Source organism: uncultured Amphritea sp. (assembly GCF_937127095.1).
Lineage (GTDB): Bacteria > Pseudomonadota > Gammaproteobacteria > Pseudomonadales > Balneatricaceae > Amphritea.
Map to the genome: position 1 here is coordinate 18450 of NZ_CAKZLP010000016.1, position 11217 is coordinate 29666.

The following is an 11217-nucleotide window of genomic DNA, read 5'->3' on the forward strand; positions in this document are numbered from 1 at the left end:
AAGCCTCCATAGGGAGGCCTTTTATAGCGTATGCAGTGTTTCAGAATCAGTTCAGACCCAGTTTCTTTTCCAGATAGTGGATGTTAACTCCACCTTTGGCGAAATTAGAGTCACGAACGATTGTCTGGTGCAGTGGGATATTACAGCGAATACCTTCAACGACCATCTCGTCCAGGGCAATCTCCATCCGGCGCAGCGCGGTTGCCCGGTCCTCACCGTAGGTGATCAGCTTGGCGATCAGTGAATCATAGTGCGGAGGCACGGTATAGCCGTTGTACAGGTGTGAATCCACTCGCACGCCGATGCCGCCAGGCGCATGGAAGTGGTTAACAGTACCAGGGCAGGGCATAAAGGTTTTCGGATCTTCAGCATTGATCCGGCACTCTATTGAGTGGCCCAGTAGTCTGACGTCTTCCTGCTTGAATGACAGTGGCATACCTGAAGCGATGCGCAGCTGCTCTTTGACGATATCAATACCGGTTACCATCTCGGATACTGGGTGTTCAACCTGTACCCGGGTATTCATCTCGATGAAGTAAAAGTTACCATCTTCGTAGAGGAACTCGAAGGTACCGGCGCCACGATAGTTAATCGCAAGGCAGGCATCCACACAGCTCTTTAATACTTTGGCGCGGGCGTCAGGGTCGAGATGCGGAGCCGGAGCTTCCTCAACCACTTTCTGGTGACGACGCTGCATGGAGCAGTCACGGTCATACAGGTGGATCGCATTACCCTGGCCGTCAGACAGCACCTGAACTTCAACATGGCGAGGGTTCTCGAGGAACTTCTCCATATAGACCGTTTCATCACCAAACGCGGCTTTCGCTTCCGCTTTAGTGACATACACGGCATTCAGCAGGCTGGCTTCACTGTGTACCACGCGCATACCACGGCCACCGCCGCCAGCGGCTGCCTTGATAATCACGGGATAACCAATTCTGCGGGCGACGTCGATGATGTAATCGTTATCTTCCGGCAGTGCGCCGTCAGACCCCGGTACCGTTGGCACACCGGCTTTCTTCATCGCCTCAATGGCGGCGACCTTATCGCCCATGATGCGGATGGTTTCCGCTTTCGGGCCGATAAAGGCAAAGCCACTTTTCTCTACGCGCTCGGCAAAGTCGGCATTTTCAGCCAGAAAACCGTAGCCCGGGTGGATACCCATTGCGTCAGTCACTTCTGCCGCTGCGATGATAGCAGGGATGTTCAGATAGCTTTGTGCTGAGGGCGGCGGGCCGATACATACGGCTTCGTCAGCAAGGCGAACATGCATCAGATCACGGTCTGCTGTGGAGTGGATCGCAACCGTTTTGATGCCCAGTTCTTTACACGCCCGGAGTATACGCAGTGCGATTTCACCCCGGTTGGCAATAACAACTTTTTCTAGCATGTTGTGAACCTGTCTGGTGGATAGCTTAAACGATAATTACCAGTGGCTGATCAAACTCAACCGGCTGACCGTCTTCTACCAGAATTGCTTCAACAACACCGGCTTTGTCAGACTCGATCTGATTCATCATCTTCATCGCTTCAACGATGCAGATAGGGTCGCCGACTTTAACGGTCTGGCCGACTTCGATGAAAGACGGAGAGGTGGGTGATGGTGAACGGTAGAACGTCCCCACCATGGGTGACAATACTGCATTGTCACTGGACGCCGGAGCCGCTACGACAGCAGCAGGTGCAGGTGCAGTGGCTACCGGTGCAGCAGCAACTGGCGCAGGAGCATACTGAGGTGCAGCAACAACATTGGAACCGCGGCTGATACGCACGGACTCTTCGCCTTCATGAATCTCAATCTCATTGATATTTGATTCTTCCAGCAGCTCGATCAGTTTTTTTACTTTGCGAATATCCATACGAATGAAATTCTCTATAAAGTCAGATGTTAAAGTTTTTCAATCCGCTTAATGGCGGACTGTAATGCAAATTCATAACCCTGGACGCCCAGCCCACAGATAACACCTACAGCCACATCCGCAAGATAGGAGTGGTGGCGAAACGCTTCACGGGCATGCACATTGGAGATGTGGATCTCTATAAAAGGGATCGACACGCCCAACAATGCATCACGCAGTGCAACGCTGGTATGGGTGAATGCCGCCGGGTTGATCAGTATAAAATCCACCTGTTCGACACGGGCCTGGTGGATCCGTTCAATCAGCACATGCTCCGCATTGCTTTGCAGGCACTCAATCTGGTGACCCGCTTGCTGAGCAAGGGTGGAAAGGCGTTGGGTAACATCCTGCAGGGTGTCGGCACCGTAAACTTCCGGCTCGCGAGTACCGAGCAGATTGAGGTTTGGACCGTTAAGAAGCAGTATCTTAGCCATTAAACATTAGCCTATATGACGCAAGATCACGTCCGATGGGTATAAAAGTAGGGTAGTTTGCCGGAAAAGCGAAACAGTGTAAACAGCTTTACGACTTATTGTGTTTTATCATCAGTTTTCCCGACGTTCTGGATGGTTTCTGATCATAGTTTGCTTTATTTAGATCTATGTAAGGCTATTATGCACCGTTTTATTACAGTAATTCTTAGCGGCGGGTGCGCAGTGATATTCACTGATTAAATCTAAGCTTATCAGTGATACTATAATGATCAACTATTTACAGCGCGGTCAGCATTGACCCGCTCAGACAAATCGGACATATTGCAGTGCAATAAGCGCTTTCTGGCTAAAGGAAATACCATGGAAATGTTACAGCGGTTGTGGTTCACATTCTGGGATAAGCTGACCGGGACGGTTGGCCGGGTGAAACTTTTACGACCTGTTTTGGTTCTGCTCGGTCTCTATCTGTTGGTAAGCCTGGGATTGGGTATCTGGTGGAGTCAGGAGCCGGCTCCGTTCGAGGTTAAGCCTGTTGTGGTGCAGACCGCTCAGGGCACAGAGCAGGAAATTGTCGGTTCTGCCACTGTATCAACGCTGATCAGAATTACCGAGACGCTGATGCAAAAGCCTGGGGGGTATCTGTCGAATGACCGCACACCTCCGGGAATCTGGCTTGATAATATTCCAAACTGGGAGTTCGGTGTGCTGGTGCAGGCGCGGGATATGTCCCGGGCGATGCGCAAAGATTTCAGCCGTTCTCAGTCGCAGTCCACCGAAGATGTCGATCTGAAAGAAGCTGAGCCGCTGTTGCACTTCGATAATAATAGCTGGTTGCTGCCCTCCAGTGAGGGTGAATATAACAAGTCACTGAAATACCTGCGGGCTTATCAGGCGCGTCTGTCAGATCCACAGCAGCAGAATGCCCAGTTTTATGCCCGTGCCGATAATCTGCGCGGCTGGCTGGCGGATGTTTCCACCCGTCTGGGCAGCTTGTCCCAGCGCCTGAGTGCCAGTGTGGGGCAGAAACGGGTGAATACCGATCTGGCAGGCGAATCTACCGCCCGTCAGTCAACCAACAATGCCGCCGAGCTGGAAGTGAAAACCGGCTGGCTGGAAATTGATGATGTGTTTTACGAAGCCCGGGGAACCGCCTGGGCGCTGATCCACCTGCTGCAGGCGGTTGAGGTTGATTTCTCTGATGCGCTGGAGAAGAAAAACGCCCTCATCAGCCTGCGCCAGATTATCCGTGAGCTGGAAGCAACCCAGGGAACCGTCTGGAGCCCGATGATTATGAACGGTAATGAATTTGGCCTGCTGGCGAATCATTCGCTGGTGATGGCCTCCTATATCTCCCGTGCTAACGCCGCCATTATTGATCTGCGTACCTTGCTTGAGCAGGGTTAAGCTGTAGCGGGTTATGTTTTGAAGGGGTCAGTCAGAACAGGGTTTATTGTTACTCAGAAATATTATTCAGCCGCTTGCCGTAAGCGCATATCGAAGGAAACTGTATGATCCGGGTGGTCTTTAATCAGAAAGGTGGTGTGGGTAAGTCCAGTATCAGTACTAACCTGGCAGCGATCAGCGCCAGTAAAGGTAAGCGAACGCTGGTGGTTGATATGGACCCTCAATGTAATACCAGTCACTATCTGCTGGGCGAGCTGGTTAACGAGACGGTCGGTGATATCAAAGACTTTTTTGAGCAGACCCTGAGCTTTCAGGTGCGGCCGAAAGAGATCACCGATTTTATCCACCCCACGGTGTATGAAAACCTGGATCTGTTGCCCTCAAGCCCGGAGCTGGGTGATCTGCATGCCAAGCTGGAAGCCAAACACAAGATCTATAAACTGCGTGATGCGTTGCTCAATCTGGATCAATATGATGCCATTTATATTGATACGCCACCGGCATTTAACTTTTATACCCTCTCGGCACTCTGTACGGCAGATAGCTGCCTGATTCCGTTTGACTGTGATGAGTTCTCCAGACAAGCGCTCTATAGCCTGATGTATAACGTGCAGGAAACCCAGCAGGACCATAACGATAAGTTAACCATCGAAGGTATTGTGGTTAACCAGTATCAACCCCGGGCCAACGCCTCGAAAACCATTGTCGATATGCTGAGAGAGGATAATCTGCCGGTGCTTGAAGCGATGATCTCCTCATCGGTGAAGATGAAAGAGTCCCACAATGAAAGTATGCCGCTGATCTACTTTGCGCCAAAACATAAACTCACGCTGGAATTTCTGGCGCTGTATGACGAATTGCATGGCTAACCGGGTCAGGCATCTGAGTATTCGAATCTCACTGGCAGTTTACCGACAGTGTGATTCGGCTATTACATCTGAAACGCACTTTTGAAGTGCGTTTTTTTTTGGTTTGTAGCGGGAGATGCAAGACCGTATCAGCGGATCGATTTTTCTGACTCTGGTCTAAGACTTTCTGCCTAGCTCGGGGTATCATGTTTTAAATTTTAGGGCTTAGTCCGCTGGCAGCTATCAGCAACAAGGTATTAGTGAGCTGCCAACGGTTGAGGCTTCAGTTCACCGGTGCTTTAAGAGAGATTCCCTGATGCAGATTCATGAGATCAACCACCCTTTAGTAAAACACAAAATCAGCCTGATGCGGGCTGCTGATATCAGCACCCGGGCGTTCCGGCAGCTGGCGGCAGAAGTCGGCGCGTTGTTGACCTATGAAGCCACCAAGGATCTGAAAACCGAAACCTATCAGTTTGAAGGTTGGTGTGGCGAGATGACCGGTGAGCAGATCAAGGGCAAGAAAGTCACAGTGGTGCCGATTTTGCGCGCCGGTATCGGCATGCTGGATGGCGTACTTGATCTGATTCCCAGCGCTAAGATCAGTGTGGTTGGCTTGTATCGTGACGAAGAAACACTGCAGCCGGTCACCTATTTTGAACGGCTCACCAGTGATATGGAAGAACGTCTGGCACTGGTCATCGATCCGATGCTGGCAACCGGTGGTTCAATGAACGCCACGATTGATATGTTAAAAAAATCCGGCTGTCACGATATTAAGGCATTGGTGCTGGTGGCAGCCCCTGAAGGGATTAAAGCGGTCAACGAGGCGCATCCCGATGTTGAGCTGTATACAGCGGCGGTGGACAGTCATCTGAATGAGAACGGCTATATTATTCCGGGCCTGGGCGATGCCGGTGATAAGATTTTTGGCACTAAGTAAGGAATGTCTGAGATGAATAATATGCATGATACCCTGGATGGCAGCGAGCCGTTATGGCGCACGGTGCTGGCGGGTTCGCAGATGCTGTTTGTCGCCTTTGGTGCGTTGGTGCTGATGCCGCTGCTCACCGGAATGGACCCGAGTGTCGCCCTGTTTACCGCCGGTTTAGGTACCCTGTTATTCCAGTTTGTGACTAAAGGTCAGGTGCCGGTGTTTCTGGCGTCCTCCTTTGCCTTTATCGCCCCGATTATCTACAGCACCCAAACCTGGGGCATGCCGGCAACACTGGGGGCGCTGTTCTGTGCCGGTCTGGTATATATGCTGCTGGCGCTGGGGGTTAAGTTCCGGGGTGTGGGTTTCCTGCATCGCTTATTGCCACCCGTGGTGGTGGGCCCGGTTATTATGGTGATCGGTCTGGGTCTGGCGCCGGTGGCGGTGAATATGGCGATGGGTAAAGCGGGGGATGGCAGTATTGAGCTGTTTCCCTACCTTGATTCGATGATTGTGTCGATGTCGGCACTGCTGACAACACTGCTGGTGGCGAGTATTGGTAAAGGGATCTTTCGTCTGCTGCCGATTCTGGCCGGGGTGGTGGTTGGTTATATCATGGCGAACTTCTTCGGTATGGTGAATTATCAGATCGTGGCTGACGCCGCTTTCATTGCGGTGCCCGCCTTTGTTTTACCGGAATTCAATTGGCAGGCGATCCTGTTTATGATTCCGGTGGCGATCGCGCCAGCGGTTGAGCATGTCGGCGATGTCCTGGCGATTGGTCATGTGACTGGCAAGGACTATATTAAGAAGCCTGGCTTGCACCGCACTTTGTTTGGTGATGGTCTGGCAACTTCGGTTGCGGCGTTATTCGGTGGGCCGCCAAACACGACTTACTCCGAAGTCACGGGCGCGGTGATGCTAACCCGTTCCTTTAATCCGATGATCATGGTGTGGGCTGCGGTGTTTGCCATTCTGCTGGCCTTTGTAGCTAAGTTCGGCATTCTGCTGCAAACCATCCCATCGCCGGTGATGGGCGGTATCCTGATCCTATTGTTTGGCTCCATCGCTGCAGTGGGTCTGAACACCCTGATCAAAGCGAAAGTTGATCTGGCAGAGCAGCGTAATCTGGTCATTGTCGCCACCACCCTGGTGTTTGGTATCGGTGGCATGGTGATCGGTAAGGGCGAATTCAGCATGCAGGGTGTCAGTCTGTGCGGCGTTGTCGCGATAGTGCTTAACCTGATTCTGCCGGGCGCGAAACCCGCCTATGACCTACACGAAGAGCAGGCCGTCGTGGATGACCTGGTGGATCATGGCAAATAACGTCCTCTCTGTTTAGTAGTGCAAATTAAAACCAAACCGGCTCAGGCCGGTTTTTTTTTGGCTGAGGTATTTGCAAGCCTGTAGGGTGTGTAAGATTGCCGTAGGGGTATACCCGTATTTTTTGTTGAATTTATTAGCCAATAATGGAACACTGTCGGCTGATTTGAAGAGGATAACCTGAAATGACGATTAACAGCTTTGGTGTGGTGGGTGCAGGTCAGATGGGCGGTGGTATCGCTCAGGTTGCGGCAGTCTCCGGTTTTGATGTGGTACTTTATGATCTCAATGATGCCGCGCTGGCGCGTGGGCTGGGAGCCATCAGTGCCAGTCTGGCGCGGATGGTGAATAAAGAGAAGCTGACGCAGAGCGAAGCGGATCAGGCGCTGGCGCGTATTCAGCAAACCACCGATATGGCCGCGATGGCCGCGGTGGATATTGTGGTTGAGGCGGCCAGTGAAGATGAAGAGATTAAGAAAAATATCTTTCGTAAACTGGATGAAGTCTGTAAACCCGATGCGATTCTGGCGACCAATACCTCATCGATCTCCATCACCCGGTTAGCGGCGGTCACCTCCCGTCCCGGTAAAGTGATCGGCATGCACTTTATGAACCCGGTACCGATGATGCAGCTGGTGGAGATTATCCGCGCCCTGCAAACCGATGATGCCGTGTTTGATGCGGTTAAACAGCTGTCGCTGGATATGGCTAAAGTTCCGGTGGATGTGAATGATGCGCCGGGGTTTGTCTCCAACCGCATTCTGATGCCGATGATCAACGAAGCGGTGTTCTGTCGTTATGAAAACCTGGCGTCAGCGGAAGAGATCGATACCGTGATGAAGCTCGGTATGAGCCACCCGATGGGGCCGCTGGCGCTGGCAGATCTGATCGGTCTGGATACCTGTCTGAGCATTATGGAAGTGCTCTACGATAACTTCAAAGATTCCAAATACCGTCCCTGTCCGCTGCTTGTACAGATGGTCGATGCCGGCTATCTGGGCCGCAAGAGCGGACGCGGTTTTTATCAGTATGACAATTGATAGCTAAAGGTTGCTGACTGGATAAAAGCGCCCGCTCAGGGCGCTTTTTTATTTAACCTGTTACCCCTCATAACAGATCCTTTTACAGGCATCGTTATCTGAATGTTATCGAACCTCTTTTCTTGAGTTATCCCCATTTTGTTTTTCTCCCAGCATCCCTCTGTATCGATCAGGCCCGTTTCTTGCTGTTGCTAAGGTTACTGAATTAACAGCTAACGACTGAAACGTTGCTTTGTTATGGCTGAAATGAACAGTCTGACGGCCAGCGAGCGTCTGCTGCGGCTGGGCTATCGGCCAATAACAGCTTGGGTTTCAGATAGTTATAGATGGGGGGGGAACTATCGGCGAGATAAAACAATCGTGAATTTTTAACCAACAGCGTTTGTCTGAGGAGGAACCGTTTACTGGATTATCTGTCCGGTAGGGGGGGTTGTGGCCAAAAAATCAGAGCTATAGCGGCAACTCTGTTCCTCATTCAATGATGCCCGTGATTGACAGCTTGGCTGAATGCCTGAGCGGGATTTTTGCGCCCTGAATAAATGGATAACTGCCTGTTTAAAATAGGGGGCCCGGGGTTTTATTGCCTGAAAAAGGAGTAAGAGCATGATTATAAACAGTAGTTATATAAACATGAGTGTTGAACATGAGAAATCAGAGTTCCGGGGGATTACCCGCAGTCTGGATGACAGAGGGCAGGGCAGCCAGTTTGTTGCACAACTGGAAGCGCTGATAGCCCGGTCGCAGGCGGTAGGAGACGGAGCAGCAACGGACACGGACTCAGCGAACCGGTTGTCGTTCGGATCAGCATCACCGATAAACCCCTTTCGTGGTTTTTTTCAGACAGTGGAGGGCGATGATTATCAGAACCAGGAAAATATTACTCAGGCACGGCTCTGGCAAAGTCTGTTAAAGGCGATTCAGCCTGACTTTCCGTCACAGCCTCTGCCTCAGCTTTTGCCACAGCCTTTATCACAGATGGATTCCGCAGCGTTCAGGTTTGCAGAGCTATCCGGGGATAGCCCCTCTGTCGAGCTAAAGCCCCGGATGTTAAGGCTGCAGCTCAATGTCAGCGAAACAGTTGAAGAGTATGAGTGCACCCGCTTCAACAGCTGCGGCACCGTAAACACCGCTGATGGCCAGTCAATTGACTTTAATCTCAGTCTGGAGATGGAGCGTAATTATAGTGCTACCCGGGAATATAAAGAGACCCAGGAGTTAGTATTCACAGACCCGCTGATCCTCAATTTTGAAGGTAACTATGCGGATCTCAGCAATGACAAATTTGAGTTCGATCTGGATGCCGATGGCGATCAGGAGCTGATCAGTTATCTCACCGGAAACAGCGGCATGCTGGCGCTGGACCGCAACAATGATGGCATCATCAATGATGGATCAGAGCTGTTTGGCGCCCGCACCGGTGATGGCTTTGCCGAACTGGCCGACTACGATGAGGATGGTAATGGCTATATCGACGAAGCCGACTCAATCTTTGATCAGTTGCTGATCTGGAATAAAACAGCGGATACGGACTCTCTGGAAACGCTGAAAGACCGCGATATCGGTGCAATCTATCTGGGTGCCAGCGCAACCCCCTTTGATATAAAAGGGGAGGACAATCAGCACAACGGCACCGTCAGAAACAGCGGTGTCTATTTCAGTGAAAACGGTGAAGTAGGCACCTTGCAACAGATCGATATGGTTGTTTAAACAAGACCAGACCGCGGCTGCGCCGCTAGCGAGTCGCTAGAACGTCGCTTCGCGACTCGCTAGAAAAAGCGAAAAGCGATAGCCAACAAAAGTCTTACAACTATCAAAGGGGGGGTGAGAAAACAAGGTTCAGTTTATCCCTCTGAGCTGTTGCGCTAATGAATCTTTTCAGCCGGGCAATTCTATGTAATTATCAACAAATTAAGGACTGAATAACCGCTGCATTAGGGATTGTAAATGCAAATAATTATTAACAATGACCATTTTGTCGTATTTCTGCAGATATACGACAAGCTGTCGTGTTTTTCCAAAGTCGAATCTTTATATAAATCATTATAATTCAGGTGGTTGGGTGGTATTTTTAATCTGACTAGTAACTGTGATATACGACAATATGACTACTATCAAAGTGACTTTTTTAAAGGCGGAGGAGCCTGCAGTAGTTCTAGGTGAGGAAGTTTCATCTGATATTGCCGTTCGCGAATTGCCGCATGACCCAGTTGATCAGAATATTTTTATTCGAAAGGAATTCACTTCTAGCGAAATCAAATTCTGGAAAGTAGAAAAAATTGATACGGTACACGATACTGAGAATAAAATTATTGCATGTGAAATAACTATTTCGCCGTTGCAATACCTGCCAAAATCGATTTCAGAAAAACATAGCTCTAATGGCAGTAAGCTGGTTCGGGGGCGACTTTTAGAGTGTGACTTTGGTTATTTCTCACAAGATATATCTCTTGGAGATCAACCGTCCACAACCATTTCAAATTTCAACGGTAAGCTTCCATATGAAATGGTTAAGCGTAGGCTGGTGGTTGTCTTGTCAAACAAGGAAGATCCTGCCTTGGTAGTTCCTATAAGTAAAGGGAATAAGGCAAAGGATCATCGGACAGTTGTGGGAATAACCAGCTTACCACCTGATTTGGTCACTTTTAACAACCCAACGTGCTTCGCAAAAACTGCTGCTATATCATATGTATCGGGCCATAGGCTGTTCCCTGTTAGGTTCAATACGGATGAAGGTAAGCGACTATACGACTATAGAGTCGAAAAGAAGCTGTCAAATGATGACGTTGTAAACATAAAGAAAGCTGTTTTTACGGCTGTTGGTGGCGATAACATCCTTCGTTCTATCGAATCTAAGGATGAGCAGATAGACTCGCTTAATGGAGAAATAGCAAGTAAAAACAATAAGATAGAGGGTCTTGAAACGAGAAATGCCGAGCTTTGGAGCATGCTTGAAGAATATACAAAATAGCATTGTTGTAGGAACGAGGCTTTGTGTTATACTCTCATCCGAGAGCGAAAGCTCACCTAGTAAGAGATATAGCCTCAGTGGACGCAGCTCAAACTGAGGTGTTTGTCGGAAACGGCTCGCTGCTAAAAGAAGTTCCAAGAAAAGCCACCTTCGGGTGGCTTTTTGCGTTCAACGCTGAACCTCCTGCTAAATCAACTTGTAATCGGGTAGCCGAGGGTCTCTAACCCTCAGCCCCCAAACACCCTGCATGCGGGTCCGCAAAGCTAAAGGGGTCGAGCTAAAGGGGTCAACGAGCTAAAGGGGTCAAAGCCGAATGGCACTTACTTAAGCAATAGATCAAGATTGAAGAGGAGGGAAAGGCCGGTTTC

At 50.0% G+C, this 11217-nt stretch carries 10 protein-coding genes; 7 read left to right on the forward strand and 3 right to left on the reverse strand.

Annotated elements, in window-relative coordinates; translation table 11 throughout:
* Positions 1-46 precede the first annotated feature (46 nt).
* The 3 genes from accC to aroQ are packed head-to-tail and all read right to left on the reverse strand — an operon-like array spanning position 47 to position 2332.
* A complete protein-coding gene (accC, locus tag Q0499_RS03520) occupies positions 47-1390 on the reverse strand; it encodes an acetyl-CoA carboxylase biotin carboxylase subunit (protein ID WP_299196074.1) in 1344 nt (447 codons plus the stop codon).
* A 25-nt stretch (positions 1391-1415) separates the two neighbouring features.
* The gene (gene accB, locus Q0499_RS03525) at positions 1416-1859 is read right to left on the reverse strand and encodes an acetyl-CoA carboxylase biotin carboxyl carrier protein (protein WP_299196077.1); all 444 of its coding nucleotides are present in this window, start codon (positions 1857-1859) and stop codon (positions 1416-1418) included.
* A gap of 29 nt (positions 1860-1888) precedes the next feature.
* Positions 1889-2332 carry a type II 3-dehydroquinate dehydratase gene (aroQ, locus tag Q0499_RS03530; RefSeq protein ID WP_299196079.1) on the reverse strand — a complete coding sequence of 148 codons (444 nt, stop codon included), beginning with the start codon at positions 2330-2332 and terminating at the stop codon, positions 1889-1891.
* A 360-nt stretch (positions 2333-2692) separates the two neighbouring features.
* On the opposite strand from aroQ, the gene Q0499_RS03535 reads away from it, so the two are divergent.
* The 7 genes from Q0499_RS03535 to Q0499_RS03565 all read left to right on the forward strand — a co-directional run bounded on the left by Q0499_RS03535 (position 2693) and on the right by Q0499_RS03565 (position 10849).
* The gene (locus tag Q0499_RS03535; protein WP_299196081.1) at positions 2693-3736 is read left to right on the forward strand and encodes a DUF2333 family protein; all 1044 of its coding nucleotides are present in this window, start codon (positions 2693-2695) and stop codon (positions 3734-3736) included.
* Positions 3737-3840: 104 nt separating this feature from the next.
* Positions 3841-4605 carry a ParA family protein gene (locus tag Q0499_RS03540; RefSeq protein ID WP_299196083.1) on the forward strand — a complete coding sequence of 255 codons (765 nt, stop codon included), beginning with the start codon at positions 3841-3843 and terminating at the stop codon, positions 4603-4605.
* 295 nt (positions 4606-4900) lie between these two features.
* On the forward strand, positions 4901-5527 hold the full coding sequence (gene upp, locus Q0499_RS03545) for a uracil phosphoribosyltransferase (RefSeq protein WP_299196085.1): 627 nt from the start codon (positions 4901-4903) through the stop codon (positions 5525-5527).
* Between the two features lie 12 nt (positions 5528-5539).
* Positions 5540-6844 carry a uracil-xanthine permease family protein gene (locus tag Q0499_RS03550; protein WP_299196087.1) on the forward strand — a complete coding sequence of 435 codons (1305 nt, stop codon included), beginning with the start codon at positions 5540-5542 and terminating at the stop codon, positions 6842-6844.
* A gap of 182 nt (positions 6845-7026) precedes the next feature.
* Positions 7027-7881, forward strand: a complete 855-nt coding sequence (locus tag Q0499_RS03555) for a 3-hydroxybutyryl-CoA dehydrogenase (protein WP_299196089.1) — start codon at positions 7027-7029, stop codon at positions 7879-7881.
* A gap of 603 nt (positions 7882-8484) precedes the next feature.
* Positions 8485-9588: a hypothetical protein gene (locus Q0499_RS03560; RefSeq protein WP_299196091.1), complete on the forward strand. Its 1104-nt coding sequence runs from the start codon at positions 8485-8487 to the stop codon at positions 9586-9588.
* A gap of 394 nt (positions 9589-9982) precedes the next feature.
* A complete protein-coding gene (locus Q0499_RS03565) occupies positions 9983-10849 on the forward strand; it encodes a type II toxin-antitoxin system PemK/MazF family toxin (RefSeq protein WP_299196093.1) in 867 nt (288 codons plus the stop codon).
* The last annotated feature ends 368 nt before the right edge of the window (positions 10850-11217 follow it).

Coding starts and splice junctions, on each gene's coding strand:
- Q0499_RS03550 (WP_299196087.1), top strand. CDS start 5,540: ATGAATAATATGCATGATACCCTGGATGGCAGCGAGCCGTTATGGCGC.
- Q0499_RS03535 (WP_299196081.1), top strand. CDS start 2,693: ATGGAAATGTTACAGCGGTTGTGGTTCACATTCTGGGATAAGCTGACC.
- accC (WP_299196074.1), bottom strand. CDS start 1,390: ATGCTAGAAAAAGTTGTTATTGCCAACCGGGGTGAAATCGCACTGCGT.
- Q0499_RS03540 (WP_299196083.1), top strand. CDS start 3,841: ATGATCCGGGTGGTCTTTAATCAGAAAGGTGGTGTGGGTAAGTCCAGT.
- Q0499_RS03555 (WP_299196089.1), top strand. CDS start 7,027: ATGACGATTAACAGCTTTGGTGTGGTGGGTGCAGGTCAGATGGGCGGT.
- accB (WP_299196077.1), bottom strand. CDS start 1,859: ATGGATATTCGCAAAGTAAAAAAACTGATCGAGCTGCTGGAAGAATCA.
- Q0499_RS03565 (WP_299196093.1), top strand. CDS start 9,983: ATGACTACTATCAAAGTGACTTTTTTAAAGGCGGAGGAGCCTGCAGTA.
- Q0499_RS03560 (WP_299196091.1), top strand. CDS start 8,485: ATGATTATAAACAGTAGTTATATAAACATGAGTGTTGAACATGAGAAA.
- aroQ (WP_299196079.1), bottom strand. CDS start 2,332: ATGGCTAAGATACTGCTTCTTAACGGTCCAAACCTCAATCTGCTCGGT.
- upp (WP_299196085.1), top strand. CDS start 4,901: ATGCAGATTCATGAGATCAACCACCCTTTAGTAAAACACAAAATCAGC.